General features: G+C 60.5%; 16 protein-coding genes. 6 read left to right on the top strand and 10 right to left on the bottom strand.

Annotated elements, in window-relative coordinates; genetic code table 11:
* Positions 1-151: 151 nt before the first annotated feature.
* Positions 152-1,204, top strand: coding sequence for a lysylphosphatidylglycerol synthase transmembrane domain-containing protein (locus ACOOHD_RS09745; RefSeq protein ID WP_420461376.1), 1,053 nt, complete (start codon positions 152-154; stop codon positions 1,202-1,204).
* 9 nt (positions 1,205-1,213) lie between these two features.
* Positions 1,214-2,368, top strand: a complete 1,155-nt coding sequence (locus tag ACOOHD_RS09750; protein ID WP_420461377.1) for a M50 family metallopeptidase — start codon at positions 1,214-1,216, stop codon at positions 2,366-2,368.
* Here the strand turns inward: ACOOHD_RS09750 and ACOOHD_RS09755 are convergent.
* Complete coding sequence (locus ACOOHD_RS09755) at positions 2,334-2,831, bottom strand: OmpH family outer membrane protein (protein WP_420461378.1); 498 nt, start codon at positions 2,829-2,831, stop codon at positions 2,334-2,336. The two genes, ACOOHD_RS09750 and ACOOHD_RS09755, sit on opposite strands and share 35 nt — an antisense overlap.
* A gap of 162 nt (positions 2,832-2,993) precedes the next feature.
* Between ACOOHD_RS09755 and ACOOHD_RS09760 the strand changes: the two genes are divergently transcribed.
* Positions 2,994-3,713 (top strand): glycoside hydrolase family 73 protein, encoded by a 720-nt coding sequence (locus ACOOHD_RS09760; RefSeq protein ID WP_420461379.1) that lies wholly within the window; start codon positions 2,994-2,996, stop codon positions 3,711-3,713.
* 69 nt (positions 3,714-3,782) lie between these two features.
* Here ACOOHD_RS09760 and ACOOHD_RS09765 read toward each other — a convergent pair whose 3' ends face one another.
* The 8 genes from ACOOHD_RS09765 to ACOOHD_RS09800 all read right to left on the bottom strand — a co-directional run bounded on the left by ACOOHD_RS09765 (position 3,783) and on the right by ACOOHD_RS09800 (position 10,218).
* Positions 3,783-4,145, bottom strand: a complete 363-nt coding sequence (locus tag ACOOHD_RS09765) for a hypothetical protein (RefSeq protein ID WP_420461380.1) — start codon at positions 4,143-4,145, stop codon at positions 3,783-3,785.
* On the bottom strand, positions 4,120-4,344 hold the full coding sequence (locus tag ACOOHD_RS09770; RefSeq protein WP_420461381.1) for a hypothetical protein: 225 nt from the start codon (positions 4,342-4,344) through the stop codon (positions 4,120-4,122). The genes ACOOHD_RS09765 and ACOOHD_RS09770 overlap by 26 nt, the downstream gene beginning before the upstream one ends.
* Positions 4,345-4,558: 214 nt before the next feature.
* Positions 4,559-5,965: a tRNA uridine-5-carboxymethylaminomethyl(34) synthesis GTPase MnmE gene (mnmE, locus tag ACOOHD_RS09775; protein ID WP_420461382.1), complete on the bottom strand. Its 1,407-nt coding sequence runs from the start codon at positions 5,963-5,965 to the stop codon at positions 4,559-4,561.
* Positions 5,962-7,149, bottom strand: a complete 1,188-nt coding sequence (locus ACOOHD_RS09780; RefSeq protein WP_420461383.1) for a sensor histidine kinase — start codon at positions 7,147-7,149, stop codon at positions 5,962-5,964. Before ACOOHD_RS09780 ends, mnmE begins: the two co-directional genes overlap by 4 nt.
* A 15-nt stretch (positions 7,150-7,164) precedes the next feature.
* Entirely contained in the window at positions 7,165-7,908 is a 744-nt protein-coding gene (rnc, locus tag ACOOHD_RS09785) for a ribonuclease III (RefSeq protein ID WP_420461384.1), read from the bottom strand.
* Between the two features lie 9 nt (positions 7,909-7,917).
* The gene (gene fabF / locus ACOOHD_RS09790; RefSeq protein ID WP_420461385.1) at positions 7,918-9,186 is read right to left on the bottom strand and encodes a beta-ketoacyl-ACP synthase II; all 1,269 of its coding nucleotides are present in this window, start codon (positions 9,184-9,186) and stop codon (positions 7,918-7,920) included.
* 92 nt (positions 9,187-9,278) lie between these two features.
* The gene (locus ACOOHD_RS09795; protein WP_420461386.1) at positions 9,279-9,518 is read right to left on the bottom strand and encodes an acyl carrier protein; all 240 of its coding nucleotides are present in this window, start codon (positions 9,516-9,518) and stop codon (positions 9,279-9,281) included.
* Between the two features lie 142 nt (positions 9,519-9,660).
* Complete coding sequence (locus ACOOHD_RS09800; RefSeq protein WP_420461387.1) at positions 9,661-10,218, bottom strand: hypothetical protein; 558 nt, start codon at positions 10,216-10,218, stop codon at positions 9,661-9,663.
* Positions 10,219-10,345: 127 nt separating this feature from the next.
* Here ACOOHD_RS09800 and porV point away from each other — a divergent pair, with 127 nt between their 5' ends.
* Complete coding sequence (gene porV, locus ACOOHD_RS09805; RefSeq protein WP_420461388.1) at positions 10,346-11,554, top strand: type IX secretion system outer membrane channel protein PorV; 1,209 nt, start codon at positions 10,346-10,348, stop codon at positions 11,552-11,554.
* Between the two features lie 246 nt (positions 11,555-11,800).
* Entirely contained in the window at positions 11,801-12,868 is a 1,068-nt protein-coding gene (locus ACOOHD_RS09810) for a DUF1015 family protein (RefSeq protein ID WP_420461389.1), read from the top strand.
* A 93-nt stretch (positions 12,869-12,961) separates the two neighbouring features.
* Here the strand turns inward: ACOOHD_RS09810 and ACOOHD_RS09815 are convergent, their stop codons facing one another.
* The gene (locus tag ACOOHD_RS09815) at positions 12,962-14,284 is read right to left on the bottom strand and encodes an ABC transporter permease (RefSeq protein ID WP_420461390.1); all 1,323 of its coding nucleotides are present in this window, start codon (positions 14,282-14,284) and stop codon (positions 12,962-12,964) included.
* 195 nt (positions 14,285-14,479) lie between these two features.
* Between ACOOHD_RS09815 and tyrS the strand changes: the two genes are divergently transcribed.
* Positions 14,480-15,772 carry a tyrosine--tRNA ligase gene (tyrS, locus tag ACOOHD_RS09820; protein ID WP_420461391.1) on the top strand — a complete coding sequence of 431 codons (1,293 nt, stop codon included), beginning with the start codon at positions 14,480-14,482 and terminating at the stop codon, positions 15,770-15,772.
* The last annotated feature ends 322 nt before the right edge of the window (positions 15,773-16,094 follow it).

The following is a 16,094-nucleotide window of genomic DNA, read 5'->3' on the forward strand; positions in this document are numbered from 1 at the left end:
GGAGTCTCCTGCCGGAGCCACACCGAGGGTTTCACAGAGGTAGCACAGAGGACTCTGTGAGACCTCCGTGAAACCCTCCGCGCAAGGGCGCTAGCCCGCTCCGTGGTGAACTGATCACACCTACCCCGTAGGTGCCACTATCTTCGCCCCCATGCCCCCACCCCTAGCCAACGCCCTAAAATTCCTCCTCTTCATCGGCCTAGGCTTCGGCATCCTCTACCTCGTGTACCGCAACCAACAGGCCGCCTACCTGGCCGACTGCGCCCTGCGCGGCGTACCGGAAGAAAACTGCAGCCTCCTCGACAAGGTATGGCGCGACTTCCAGGGGGCCAACTTCTTCTGGCTAGGTATGACCCTGGTGGCCTTTTGCATCAGCAACCTCAGCCGCGCCCTGCGCTGGAACATGCTGCTGCACACCCTCGGCAAGCGCCCCCGACTCATCAACGCCTTTCTGACCATCAACCTCGGCTACCTAGCCAACCTCGGCTTCCCCCGCCTAGGGGAGCTCGTGCGCCCAGCCGCCATGGCCCGCTACGAGAACATCAAGGTGGAACGGGTGGTCGGCACCGTCGTGGTGGGCCGTACGCTCGATGTAATCACCCTACTCTCGCTCACCGGACTAGCCCTGCTCCTGGCCGGCGACCGCCTCTGGGCCTGGCTGGAAGCCAACGCCTCGGTCAGCGACAAGCTCGGCGGACTGGAATGGTGGCTGGCCAGCGTAGCGGTACTGGGCATCGGTGGACTGGCCCTGGCCTGGTTCCAGCGCCAGCGTATTCGCGCCACTAAGGTGGGCGGCAAGCTCTACAGCATCGTCGAAGGCTTCGCGGAAGGACTAAAAACTATCGCTACGGTGCGACGGCCCTGGCTTTTCATTCTCCACAGCCTCAACATCTGGCTCATGTACTTCTGCATGACGCTCTGCGTATTTCTGGCCTTTGCGCCCACGGCGGGGCTGGGTCCGGAGGCGGCGCTGGTCACCTTCGTGTCGGGGGGTTGGGGTATTGTGGTGCCCAGTCCGGGCGGGATGGGCAGCTACCACTACCTGGCGCAGGCGGCCCTGGGGCTCTACGGGGTGCCGGGCGACGATGCCTTCAGCTGGGCAAATATTTCCTTCTTTTCCATCAATATTGGCTGTAATGTGTTGATCGGGTTACTGGCCCTGCTGTTGCTGCCGCGCATCAACCGCTCGTATCATCCCGCATAACTCCCCTACGTGTTCCGTTCCTGGCGCATCGGCCGCATCTTCGGCGTTCCTACGGAACTACACTGGTCCTTTCTGCTGGTCCCCCTGGCCATCCTGGTGTACTCCTACGAAACAGGGATAGGCTTGCGGTGGTCGCAGGTGCAGTGGTGGTCGAGTGTGACCATTTTACTCTTCGGCTTCGTACTCGTGCACGAACTGGGTCACGCCCTTACGGCCCGCTGGTGCGGCGTACACGCTCAGAAGATCATCCTATTCCCCCTCGGTGGCGGTGCCCTCATCCCCCATGAACCTAAACGGGTAAGCCAGGAGGTACTGATCTATGCCGCAGGGCCACTGGCCAACGTGCTACTTGCTCTACTAGCTCTTCCCGTACTGTTGTACCAACCCGGCGGCGGCTACCTAATCCGGTACTACCTTAACCCCACGGGTAACCTCATTGTACTGCCTACGCTCACGGAGCAACTGCTCGGCATCACCTTCGCGGTCAATGCCGTACTGGCCATCGGTAACCTGCTGCCGGCTTACCCCCTCGACGGTGGCCGCATTTTACGCGCACTACTCAAACGGCCCATCGGCGACCGGCGGGCTACGGTAGTGGCCACGCTGTTAGGCATTCTGATTGGAGTCGCACTGATCGGCTTTTCCTGGCACCTGGGCGATCCGGTGCTCTCCCTCAGTGCCCTGTTCATCGTCTCCTTCTCCGCCATCGAGTTGAACCGCGGCTGGCAGCGCCGGCAACTGCAGCGCACTGAGCTAGCCGACGTGCTGCGCCCCGTCTCCGCCGAGCGCATCTACGCCACCGACTCCGTAGCACGTGCCCGCGCCTTATTCGCCAAGACGGACGCCCGGGTACTACCCGTGTACGACAACTGGAATCAGCTGAGTGGTTTCGTGGAGCGGGAGGTACTCCGGCAGGAAGCGCGACGCGACGAATCCCTCGCTCCCTACTACGAGGCCGAATACATCACCGGCACCGCCGACGATAGCCTACTGGAACTTACCGAGCGTATCGTGGCGGCCGACGTCTACGGTGCGGCCATCTACCGGGCGGATGCCGTGGTAGGCTTCGTATTCACCGAGGACGTGATTGTACTACTCGATCGATCGCCGCGGCGCTTTTACAAGCGGTTTACATCCCCAGTTTCGCCCTCACCAGGGGCTTGATATCGTCGCTATCCTGCCCGTACAGTACGGTATTGAAGCGGGAGGTGTCGAAGATGAGCTGGTACCCGTTTTCCTCCGCAACCGCCTCCACCGCCTCCCGTGCCTGCTGGATCACGGGGCCGAGGAGCTCCTGACGTTTGCGCTCCACATCGATGCCCATCTGCTGCTCGTACTGCACGATTTTATCCCGTTCGGCGGAGAGCTCCTGGCGCAGTTCTTCCACGCGCACCGGGGGTAGTTCTTCCCGCTGGGCTTCCACCTCCGCTACCCGGGCCTTGAGGTCCACAACCATCTGCTCGCCCTTCGCTACGGCGGCATCGTTGAATGCCTTCAATTCCGCCTCCGCCGCCTCCGTGCCGGGCAGCTCGGAGATGAGGATGGCAAAGTTGAGGTGGCCGTACTTCTGGGCGTGGAGGCCGGTGAGGGCGAGCAGGAGTAGGCAGCAGATGGTAGATCGGAGCATGGGGTAAAGGTAGTTCAACCGGACGCTCAAAGGTCCGAAGGGCGGTGACCCGCCCAACGGACGCTTCGAGGTCCTTGCGACTTGCTTTATTAAAACTAAAAGTTTGAAATACTTTGCAAAAACCACAAAATAGTCTACCTTGCAGCCCAAGCAAGCGCCCCCATGAAAGTCGATCTCCCCGTACCCGCCAGCTGGCAACTATTCTTCGAGCAGCTCTACCGGCGGCTGGTGCAGCAGTTGACGAGCCCCTGGACCAAACTGGCCGTACTCGTGGTGCTAGCGGTAGTGGTGACGCGTAAGGAGCTGACCTTTACGTTCAGTATCAACGGAGGAAGCTTCTTCGGGAGTCGCGCCTCGGTGTTCAGTGACTACGATGGCGGTGCATCGGCGGCTTCCTTCGCCAATTACACCACGACGAGGCGGAATTGGACCGCGAAGGAAATCCAGCAGTTGGCTTACGTAAAGGACTACCAGGACGTTGCACTGCGGGAGATGGCGGCCCACGGCATCCCCGCCAGCATCACCCTCGCCCAGGGGCTGCTGGAGAGCGGCACCGGCAAGAGCACCCTGGCCACCCGCAACAACAACCACTTTGGCCTCAAATGCTTCAGCAAGAGTTGCAGCAAGGGCCACTGTAGCAACCACAGCGACGATCACCACAAGGACTTCTTTCGCATTTTCGACCGGCCGGAGGAGAGCTACCTCGCCCACAGCAAGCTACTCCAGAACGACCGCTACCGGGGGCTCTTTGAGCTTGCTCCGCATGATTATAAGGGCTGGGCCCGGGGCCTGAGCAAGGCCGGCTACGCAACCGACCCCTCCTACGCCACCAAGCTCATCCGCCTCATTGAGGGCCTCGAGCTCTACCGCCTGGACCGCTAGGCAGATCTATCCTATTAAGGTTTGACGTTTTGAGCGTACTCTTGCCCGCTTCCCCGGAAGCGGGCTTTTTTATAACCCTAACCAACTCCCCAACTTCTCCCGTACCTCTCGCTCCTCGGCAGCCGTGATACGGCCTAGGTCTGCGGGCAGAAAGGCAGCCTTACCGAGTGACTGGATGGCATCGACCGCCACGTACATGCGGGTGAGTAGGCGCGTACTTCCCTGAGGACGGGGCATCAGCGGTACCCGGTAGGGGTCGTTGTCGGCGTAGCGACCGGCACCAATGATGGGAAGGAAGGAGATGTTCTTTACCTCGTGGCGGTAGTTGGACGCGGTGGTCGAGAGGCAGAGCACAAATTGAAAGGGGAGCTTCACCTCGGGGCGGAGCTCGTAGACTAGGAAACGCTCAAAGGTCAAGGTGGTAAGCGGCATGGGTGGCGTAGAATGCCTGGAAGTCGTTGCAAAGTTCCAGGGAGTCCGCGCGGTTCTGACGGAAGGCCTGCTGCTGTTCTTCCGTAAAGGTCGTGGGGGTGGATGCTACAGGATGGTGGGTGGCTTGGTAGGCGTACCCGGCATGAGGCAGCGATGCGGAAGCGCCGGTGGCGAGGGGGGAGTCAGTACCTGTATTCAATGTTGCAACCTTTTATAACCTATGGGTCTAACGGCTCACGCCCTATCGGGTTGAGCATCTAATTGGGAACGGGAGTAAATTAGGGGAAATTGCCGGATTGAGTGATGAATCTCGACTAGCTGTGAACGTGACTGCCCCGGCAGGGATGCCGGGAACCAGTCACTTTTCGACTAGCTGTGAACGTGACTGCCCCGGCAGGGATGCCGGGAACCAGTCACTTTCCGATGCAAAAGTTGGAAAAGATGTTACCGAGCAGGTCGTCGGTGGTGATCTCGCCGGTAATCTCGCCGAGGTCGCGGAGGGACTGGCGGATATCGATGGCCACGAAGTCCTGCGTAAGGCCGGACTGGAGTCCCTCGGCAACGCGGGCAAGGGCCTGATCGGCACGGGTAAGGGCATCGTAGTGGCGTGCGTTGCTGAGGATGACCTCTTGGGCATCGATTGCGCCACGGCCCTGGGTAGCTACGTCGAGCAGGGTGTCCTGTAGGTACTGGAGGTTGCTGCGCTCGCTGGCGATCATGGGAATGTAGCGCTCGGGTGGTACGGCCCACTTGCCTACGTAGTCTGCCCCGAAGTAGTGGGTGTATTTGGTGTAGGGGTTAAGGTCCATCTTATTGGCGACGACGATGAGGTCGAGGTCGTCACGGTGCAGGCGGTCGAGATCGGCGACGAGCGTGGCCGGGTCGGTGTCGATGATGTCGAACACATAGATCAGCAGCTGGCTGCTGGCTACCCGCTGCAGGGTCCGCTCCACCCCCATGGCCTCGATGGTATCGGTAGCCTCCCGGATGCCGGCCGTGTCGATGAAGCGGAAGGTCATGCCGCCAATGACGACGGCCTCCTCGATGGTATCGCGGGTGGTGCCGGGGATGGGGGAGACGATGGCGCGGTCCTCATTGAGCAGGGCGTTGAGGAGGGTGGACTTACCGGCGTTGGGGCGGCCGGCAATGACGGTACTTACGCCTTCCTTAATCGCGTTGCCGAGGCGGAAGGAGGTGGTCAACGCCTCGATGCGCTGGCGGATGGTAGCGACTAGCTGGGACAACTGAGTGCGGTCGGCAAACTCCACGTCCTCCTCCCCGAAGTCGAGCTCGAGCTCGATGAGGCTGGCGAAGTCGATGAGTTGGTGGCGCAGTTCCTGGATTTCGTGACTCACCCCGCCCCGAAGCTGACCGAGGGCAATGCGGTGGGCGGCGGCCGAGCGACTTGCGATCAGATCGGCCACGGCCTCCGCCTGACTGAGATCGAGCTTGCCGTTGAGAAAGGCCCGCTGGGAAAACTCGCCCGGTGCTGCAGCCCTTGCACCTGCGGCCCCGCCCAGGTGGAGGATGCGCTGGAGAATGTAGGGACTGCCGTGGGCGCTGATTTCGACGGCATCCTCGCCTGTATAGGATGCCGGGGCGCGGTAGATGGTGATGATGACCTCGTCGATGGGCTGGCCATCCTCATCCTCTAGGACACCGTATAGTACCTGGCGAACGGGGGCATCGACCAGATCGTGGCCCCGGAAATAGGGGTTGAAGAGGGAGATGCTGCCGGGACCGCTCACGCGCACCATACCGATGGCCCCCTCGCCGGCGGGCGTAGCGATGGCGATGATCGTGTCGGCGGACAGGCTCACGGGGCGGCTTTGGGGAGGGTAATGCGGAAGGTGGTGCCCTTGCCGAGCTCCGAGTGGGCGACGGTGATGCGGCCGCTGTGGTACTCCTCGACGATGCGACGTACTAGACTCAGGCCGAGCCCCCAGCCGCGCTTCTTGGTGGTGAAGCCGGGGTCGAAGACGCGGCGCTGGTTGCGGGAGGAGATACCCTTGCCGGTATCCGTGATGTCGATGACAACCTTACCGTCGCGCTCGGTGACGGTGCTGCTGATGCGGCCCCGGCCGTCCATGGCGTCGAGGGCGTTGCGCAGCAGGTTTTCAATGACCCAGTCGAAGAGCAGCGGATTGATGGCCACGGGTAGCTGGCCGGTGGCGGCGGTGGGAAAGTCGAAGGTGACGCGGCGGGGGGCACGCTTTTCCATGTAGGCGCGGCAGCGGTCGAGCGCGGCGTAGATGTTGACGGCTTCGAGCTCGGGGGTGGCACCGATCTTGGAGAAGCGGGTGGCGACCATTTCGAGGCGCTGGACGTCCTTGTGTAGCTCGGAGCTGACCTCCATTAGGTCGGGGTCCTCGGCGTAGAGCAGGTTGAGGTGCTCGACCCAGCCCATGATGGCGCTGATGGGGGTGCCGAGCTGGTGGGCAGTCTCCTTGGCCAGGCCTACCCAGACGCGATTCTGCTCGGCGCGGCGCGCCTGGTTGATGCCGAAGATGCCGAAGACGAGGAAGGTGCCGATGAGGGCAAACTGGATGTAGGGGAAGAGGCGGAGCTTACGGATGAGATTGCTGGTGCCGAAGTACATCAGTCCGCCGACCGGCATAACCACGGGCGGCTTACCGTTTGCCTTCAGCTCCTCAAGTTGCTGGAGAATGTAAGCGGTATCCCCCTCACGGCCGTCCCAGTTGATGGCATCGACGTAGCCGCCGCCGCCCGGCAGGGCCCAGATGGCGGGAATGGTGGTGTTACTCTGGACGATCTCCTGCTGGATGGCCACGTCGCGGTTGAGGGCCTCCAGGTCGAAGGTGCCGACGTCGTCGCCCACGTCATTCAGATCGCGAATGGAGGCCTCGTAATAGCGGACGTAGTTCTCCTCGATCACCGAGAGCTGGTTGGCCAGGCGGTTGGTGTACCAGACCGAGGCGATCACAATGACCAAGCCGGTGGCGGCCAGGTACAGGGGCCAGCGGGAGGAGAGCAGGCTGCGCATGGGGGCCTAAGGTAGCTACGGCAGCTCCACGCTCAGCCCCAGATCCTGGAGGGCGCGGCGGCTGGCCTGCTGTTCGGCACTTTTTTTGTTGTAATCCTCACCCACGGCCATGCGGCGCCCATTGATCATGACGGCTACGCGGAAGCGGTCGCGCTTATCCTGCTTGAAGCGCTTAAGGATCTCATAATCGACCTTCTGGCCGTTCTTCTGGCAGTGCTCCAGCAGCTGACTTTTGTAGTTGTCGTCGTAGGTCTCGAGGGTCTCGATGTCGACGTAGTCGCGCAGCATGCGCTGGACGACGAAGTGGGTGGTACCGGAATAGCCCTGCTCGACGTAGACGGCACCGACCAGGGCCTCGACGGCGTTACCGAGCATGGAGCGGGCGATGCGGGTGTTGTTGTAGGTGCTGAGGAGCTCGTCGAGGCCCATGTCGTTGCCGATGGCGTTGAGGCTCTTGCGCTTGACGATCTTGGAGCGCATTTTAGTGAGGAAGCCCTCGTCGGCCGTGGGGTATTTTTTGTAGAGGTACTCGGCGACGATGGTGCCCAGCACGGCATCGCCGAGGTATTCCAGGCGTTCGTTGTTCTGACCGCCGTAGGGTTTGGTGCGGTTGGCCTCGTTGCTGCTTTTGTGGGAGAAGGCGAGTTTGAAGACGTTGAGGTAAGCGGGGGTGAAACCCAGTAGTCGACGCAGGCGCAGGACGAACTCCTTTTCCGGAGAAAAATAGCGGTTGTAGATGCGGCGGACGAACTTGATCACTGCAGGGTACTAGTCGGTAAAGCGCTTAAAAATGGTGGCGGAGTTGTGCCCCCCGAAGCCGAAGGTGTTGCTCAGCGCAATAGTAACGGGCCGGTGCACCGCTTCGTTGTAGGTAAGCCTGAGACGGGGGTCGATACCGGGGTCGTCCGTGAAGTGATTGATGGTGGGGGGGACGAATCCGTGCCGTATAGCCAGGATGCAGGCGATGCTCTCAATGGCCGCCGCCGCACCGAGTAGGTGGCCGGTCATGGACTTAGTGGAGCTAATGTGCAGGTCGTAGGCCGCCTCGCCGAAGGCGAGTTGAATGGCTTTTAGCTCGGCGGTGTCGCCCAGGGGCGTGGAGGTGCCGTGGGTGTTGATGTAATCGACCTGCGCGGGGGTCACGCCGGCGTACTCCATGGCGTTGAGCATGGCGAGTTTAGCACCGGCGCCCTCGGGGTGAGGGGCGGAGATGTGATAGGCATCGGAGCTGGCGGCGTAGCCGGCCACCTCGGCTAGGATGGTGGCGCCGCGGAAGCGGGCGTGATCGAGGCTTTCCAGGACAATGGCACCGGCCCCCTCGCCGAGTACGAAGCCGTCACGGTCCGCGTCGTAGGGGCGTGAAGCGGTGGCCGGATCGTCGTTGCGGGTGCTGAGGGCCTTCATGGAATTGAAGCCGCCGATGGCAACCTTAGTGATGACGGCCTCGGAGCCCCCGGTGACCATGACGTCGGCGCGGCCCAGGCGAATGTCATCGGCGGCGGCGGCCAGGGCATGACCCCCGGAGGCACAGGCGCTGACGGTAGCGTAGCTCGGTCCCCGCAGGTTGTAGCGCATGCTGATGTGGCCGGCACCCATGTTGGCGATCATGCGGGGGATCATGAAGGGATTGTAGCGGGGGGTACCGTCGCCGCCCTCGAACTCCTCGATTTGCTCCTCCAGAGAGCGCAGTCCGCCGATACCGCTGGCCCAGATGCAGCCGGCGCGGTCGGGATCGACGGCGGTAGCATCGACGTTACCCTCCGCGTCGACCAGGCCGGCCATGCGCATGGCTTCGTCGGCGGTGTAGAGGGCCATGAGGGTGTAGCGGTCCTGGCGGCGGACTTCCCGCTTATCGAGGCGGGTACTGGGGTCCCAGTCCTTGACCTCGCAGGCGAAGTGGGTTTTAAACTGGGCGGCATCGAACTGGGTGATGGGGCCGGCGCCGCTACGGCCCTGCTGCAGGCCGTCGAGGTAGTCGGGGACGGAGTTGCCGATGGCGGTCAGGGCGCCGATGCCGGTGATTACTACTCTGTTCATCGTAGGGTGCAAGATAAAAAAAACCGCCGCCCGTTACCCTTTAGAGGGGTAACCGGGCGGCGATACGGAAATGGGAAAAGTGGAGGTAGGGCTTACTTCTCCACGCTGCTTTCCAGGTAGGTGACGGCCTGGCCGACGGTCTGAATGTTTTCGGCCTGCTCGTCGGGGATGCTGATGTCGAACTCCTTTTCGAACTCCATGATGAGCTCTACGGTATCGAGCGAGTCGGCGCCCAGGTCGTTCTGGAAGCTGGCGTCGGCCGTTACCTCACTTTCGTCGACGCCGAGTTTGTCAACGATGATCTGCTTTACTTTTTCTTCAATGCTGGCCATGTTCTGAGGTGGCTTTAGTGATTAAATGCGGGCGCAAAGAAAGCCCCAACGATTCACTTGCGCAAGTTAACCGACATTTGAGGGCGCCGGGCGGCAAGGTAACACCGGAATGGGGAACGGAAGCATATGGGCCGTGGAATGACTAGAAGCGGGTGCCCAGAGTGAGGGTGAAATCGCCGTTAGGACCGAATGAGTTTTCCGGACTGGAGACATTCTGTCCGTATTGTAGCCCCAGGGTAACGCTGCCTAAGTAGAAGGTGGCAGCAGCGCGGCCACGCCAGTCAATGGTGTTCTCGAACAGGATCACCGTCTCGGTACGATCGTCGCCTAATGCCAGCCCGGGCGCGATGGCCACGGATAACACCAAATTGATGTCGAAGTCCGCCGCTAGCAGCCGGTAGGCCACGCCTACAGGCAGCCGCAACCGTCCGTAATCGAAGGAGGCTGCCTGCTTGCTCTCGTGGCTGCTCATCCGGTAGCTGAGCCCGACCAATGGGGCCAACTGTCCGGCACCGAAGAGGGCATCTACGCCTAGGTGGAGGCGGTTGCCCTCATAAACGAAGACATCGTCAGTCGGCTGAACTAGCGCTACGGTACGGTCACCGGTGATCAGACCCACGTAAGGATTCAGCTCCACCTGGGCGGAGCCGCTAGCCGTAGCGAATACGATAAATAGGTAGGTAAGTAAAAACTGCCTCATGGTGATAATTTTACCGCTTGGTATAGGGAGACCAAAAATAAGCGCAGCGGTACGGCCGTTAGATTCGTCTATAACCCTGCCCCCAGTGGAGCGAGGGCAAATCGTTTATGTTCGAGACTAATCAACTATGCAACAACTATTCCGTATCGTACTGGCCCTAACGCTGGTGGGTAGCCTCAGTGTACCCGCCGCCGCTCAAGTTAAAGCCTGCGTGCAAGGACCCGATGGTCGCAACATCCAGCCTGGCACGGGTGGACCCTGCGTGAACACGGTAGTCTCCGCCGTTCCCTTCCTCCGTATCAACCCCGACGCCCGTGGCGGGGCCATGGGGGATGCCGGTATCGCGCTCAGCCCCGATGCCAACGCCATGCACTACAACGCCAGTCGCTTAGCGTTCACCGAAGAGGACCTGGCCCTCGGTGCCACCTACACCCCCTGGCTGCAGGCGCTAGGACTCAACGACGTATACCTGGCTTACCTCGGGGGCTTCAAAAAGCTCGACGAAAACCAGGTAGTAAGCGCCAGCCTACGCTACTTCAGCCTGGGCGATATCCAATATACGGATGATAATAACCAAGATCTCGGCAAGGGTAAGCCCAATGAGTTCGAGGTAGCCCTAGCCTACAGCCGTAAGCTCACCGAGACTTTTGGTCTGTCCATCACCGCCAAGTACCTCAACTCCAACCTCGCAGCTGGACAACAGGTCCAGGGCACCACGTTACGGGCCGGTTCTGCCTTTGCTGCCGACATCGGCGCCAGCTACCGCAGTCAGCCCCTGGGCCCCAGCGGCAACATCCTGGCCATTGGCGGTGCGATCACCAACATCGGTAACAAGATCAGCTACACCCAGGATACCATTCGCGACTTCCTGCCCGCCAACCTGGGCATCGGGGCCGCCTACACCTTCAACCTCGACCAGTACAACCAGATCACCATCACCGGCGATATCAATAAGCTCCTCGTACCCACGCCCTGTGATGGCAGCTCCGACTGCGATCGCACCCAAAACGAGATCGACGACCTGAGCCCCATCAGCGGACTACTCACCAGCTTCAGCGACGCCCCCGACGGCTTCGGCGAGGAGCTGCGCGAGCTCACCTTCAGCGCCGGGGTCGAATACTGGTACGCCCAGCAGTTCGCCGTACGCGCCGGCTACTTTTTCGAGGACCAGACCAAGGGCAACCGCAAGTACCTCACCGCCGGATTGGGACTGAAGTATAACATCTTCGGCATCAATCTGAGCTACTTGGTCCCCACCAGCAACCAACGCAACCCCCTCGACAACACCTTGCGCTTCAGTTTACTCTTCGATTTCGGACAGACCGACACCCAGTAGAAGGTAATCTAAGCCCTTAACCCATGGGGTGCAGGGGGATGAATCATGGGGTTGCGCGGAAAAGATTTTTCACAGTAGGTGCAATATATCCTCTAGACTGCCCGTATATTGCAGCAGACAAGCGGCGCGCTCTAGCCGCCAAAGATTTTTTATAACTGGGGTTTAGTTCAGGAAAGGTGTGGCACTTGTGTCATGCCTTTCTTTTTTCCGTCCGCCAGCCGCTACCTTTCGGCCACCCCCCGGTCCATGCCCAGCCTGCTTCCCTTTCCCCGTTCCTACCAGCCCGCCGCCGGCCCCGTGGCCACCCTGCCCGTCACGCGCTACGGCATCCGTAGTCTCACTCCCCTTCCCTTCGTGGCCCATAAGGAACCACACTTTCCGGCACTCCGCATTGACACTGATTCCGGGCTACCACGTTGGGGTATTGGCGGCTTGCTGCCGGCAAGTGATTTTACCGACGGCCTGGTACGCCCCCACGAGGCTACCCTTTTACCCCGCCTGCAGCGTCAGCGGGAGCTGGTCCTGGCCGATCGCGGTGCGCTCGGTAAGCCGGTCCTACTTACCCTCCCCTCGCTTGCCCCCCTGCGCGATAGTCTGCCGCCGCCCGCAGGTGCACCGGTCGTCTACAACACACCCGACTTCCGCTACCGCCTCTATCCTGACTCTGGCACCACTTCCCCCTTGTACCTGGATGGCCTCGGCCCCCTGGTGATCGCCGACGGTCACCACCGTGCCTACACCCACGCCGCCCTGGCCGCCGAGGGAGTGCCGGGTTTCGACTACATCCCCGTAATGCTCATCGGCGGAGAGGACCTGAGTATCAACGCCTTTATGCGGAGTATCCGCACGACCCAGCAGCCGGCCTCCCTGCTCACTCGCCTGCGCGATTTTTTCCACGTGCAGGCTATCCCCGCCCCCCGGCCGGTCACTCAGGCCGGAATGTGGTTATACAGTTACCGGGGTCGACACTACCACCTCACGCGCCGCGATCTGACGGTAAGCGATACCGATGCCGCCTGGCTCAACGATACCGTCCTCCCCCCCCTCTTCGACATTACGGACGTTCGGACCGACGCGCACATCAATTTCCTGATCCCACCACCCGTCGTGGAAGGCGTCTATCAACTACCGGAAGGACTGTACGAGCAGGTCCTATTGCTGGGCAGGCCCATTACGAAGCAGCGCTTCTTCGCCGAGGTCGAGGCCGGTCGGTTACTGCCGCCGAAGAGTACGTATTTTAGGCCTCGGCTGCCTAGTGGGTTGCTAGTTTGGGTTCCCCAAACAGACCCTGAAGGGGTAGACCGCAGGGGGTAGACCGCTGCGCGGGTAGACCGTGCAGCCGATCTACCCGCGCAGCGGTCTACGGGCGAACGCGCCAGCGAGCCCTCTACCCTGCCAAAGGCAGGTCTACTTAAACCGAATAGCCTTCACCGGGTCAATCTTAGTAACCAAGTAAGAAGGCAGCACCAAAAACGCCAGCGTCACCACGAAGGTCCCCACGTTCAGGCCTAGGATCATAAGCCATTCCAGCTTGATCGGGGCCACGTCCAGGTAGTAGCTCTCCTCGTCGAGCTTGACGATGCCGAAGGTCTTCTGAAGAAAGGCGAGGCCCAGGCCGATGACATTGCCGAGCAGCAGCCCCACGATAACGATGAAGCCGGCGTAGTAAAGGAAAATCTGGCGGATGCTCCAGTTGTCCTGTCCCAGTGCCTTGAGGGTACCGATCATGTTAGTGCGCTCGAGAATGAGGATAAGCAGGGCGGTCATCATATTGATCACGGCGACCAGCACCACGAGGATCAGGATGATGATACCGTTATAGTCCTGGATGTCGAGCCAATTGAACAACTCGCGCAGCTTATTGCGGATGCTATCGGCGTAGAGGTGCTGCGGCAGCACGTCGTAGTGGATGTAATTGGCGAAGGCCTCCAGGTCGTCGATGTCGTCGAGCACCACCTCGAAGCCGCCGACCTCGTCGTCGCGCCAGTTGAGCAGGCGGCGTAGCTGCTTGATGTCGACGATGGCAAACTTGCTGTCGTATTCTTCCAGGCCGGTCTTGTAGATGCCCTGCACGCTGAATGCGCGGGATTTTTCCTCCCGCAGTCCGCTGAAGTACACGAAGTCCACCCGGTCCCCCACCCCAATCTTGAGCCGGCGGGCCGTGCTATTAGAGATCAGAATGCCCCGCGACGTAGAATCGGACGTGACGCGCAACTGCTCGCCCTCGACCATATACTGGGCAAAATCCTCCCAACCGAAATCCTGGTCGATCCCCTTCAGGATCAGCGGCTCGGTGTCCGCCAGCCGCTCGCCCTCCTGGAACACCGATATAATGCCCGGCAGCAGGATAAAGGGCTGAATGTGGCGAATACCGCCCGCCGTAGTACGTTCCTTGGTGCTATTGCTACCAAAGGGGTCTTCGAAGTCGCGGTAGGTAATGCGGCCGGTCTCCTCCAGACTGGGATAAAACGACTGCTGGGTGCTGATGGGGTACTCCGTGGTCAGCATGATGTCGTTGGCGGCGTTCTCGTCCGTGATGTGCACGTGCCCCCAGAAGCCAAATATCTTGACCGAAATTTCCGTCTTGAAACCCGAGATCAGCGCGCTGGCCACCACCATCGTTGCCATGGAGATCGCCACGGCCACCACCGCGATCGCGATGATCGTACGGCTGATGGACTGCGAGCCCCCCTTGGCGACGCCGCGGGCGAGGAAGAGCGGAAGATTCATGGGGTGAAGATAGACCCTACGGGGTAGACGCCTTCGGCTGGTTAGACCCTTTGGGTTAGACCGCTGCGCGGTTAGATGGTACTGAGTTTGCCTTTTGTGAGTTTCTTTGCACCTGCGGCCCCGCCCCCTACCATGCCTGTAACGCCTGCAACGACGGCCACTCAATAACTCAACAACCTAATAATTCACCCCCCCTTGACCTTCCTCGACGAGCTAGCCTGGCGCGGCATGCTGCACCAACTCACCCCCGGCATCCGCGAGCATCTAAGCGAAAAACCACGTAAAGCGTACATAGGATTTGACCCTACGGCACCCTCGCTTACGATCGGCAATTACGTGCAGGTGATGCTGCTGCTGCACTGGCTGCGGGCGGGACACGGGGCGGTGGTGCTTTTCGGCGGCGCGACGGGGCGTATCGGGGACCCCAGCGGTAAGGACCAGGAGCGGGAGCTGAAAACCTATGAAGAACTAGACGGAAACCTGGCTTACCAACGGGCGCAGATGGAACGGCTGTTGGGCGGGGGCGCAGGTGCGAAGGTGCAGGTGGTGAACAACCATGATTTCTATCGGGAGATGAACGTGCTGGACTTTCTGCGCGATGTGGGTAAGACACTGACCGTCAGCTACATGATGAGTAAGGATAGTGTGCAGAATAGGCTAGAGACGGGACTGTCGTTTACGGAATTCAGCTACCAGCTACTGCAGGGCTACGATTTTCAGCGGCTGTATGCGGACTACGGGGTGACGGTGCAGATGGGGGGCTCCGATCAGTGGGGCAATATTACCAGCGGGACGGAATTCGTGCGACGTAACCTGGAGGGCAAGGCCTACGCGGTGACCACGCCGCTGCTGACCAAGGCCGACGGCAGTAAGTTCGGAAAGAGTGCGGAGGGGAATGTGTGGCTAGATGAGGAGCTGACCAGTCCGTACGATTTCTACCAGTTCTGGCTGCGGGCCGATGACGCGGACGTGGCGACCTACCTGAAGTACTTTTCGCTGCGGGACAAGGAGGCAATCCTGACGGACTGCGCGATCGTGGAGGCCCACCTGGGGGGGGAAGACCGCTACCGGGAGGTGACCGAGATCAAAACGGGGCTGGCGGCGGAACTGACCGAGCGGATACACGGGGCGGCGGGCCTACAGACGGCCGAGCGGGTCACCAATTTACTGTGGGGGCGCGGCGCTACGGGCGCAGACCTGCGGGCACTGGATGCCAGGGCGTTTCGAGCGCTGAGGGGGAACATTCCTACCTTCGGCGTGGAAAGGGGGCTGCTGCCAATGGGGCTACCGGAGCTACTGAGTGAGCACAGCGAGGTAGTAAGCAGCAAGAGTGAGGCCAGGCGGGCGGTGCAGGGTAATGCGATTGCCATTAATAAGGAGAAAGTGGCGGATGTGGAGCGGCAAATAAGCACGGCAGATTTGCTGCACGACCGCTACCTGCTGCTGGAAAATGGGAAAAAAAAACGGTACCTTTTCGAAGTGTTATGAAAACCAATAGGTGTATATACACCGTATGTGAGAACGTAGAATGATGAACCGGCTTTGTGGTCGGATTATGGATACCCTGTACTTTTTTGGGGGTATTTTTGAACATATCGTTTGAGTCTTCCTATCTTGTGCTCAATTTTGAAGATTCTTTTTGGCCCTTATTCCACCTTTTCAGCTTCGAATAAGGCCCTAACCTCCAGTTATAACGCGGCGAGCTGCCCTGGTCGGTAGCTACGTCCATCTAGCATACACACCTTTTTTCTGACCGGTTAGTTTGCCCTTGTCAGTCATCCTATTCGCCTTTCCGCGTATAGGATACTTG

Origin of the sequence: Neolewinella sp., assembly GCF_965214665.1 — a bacterium.
Lineage (GTDB): Bacteria > Bacteroidota > Bacteroidia > Chitinophagales > Saprospiraceae > Neolewinella.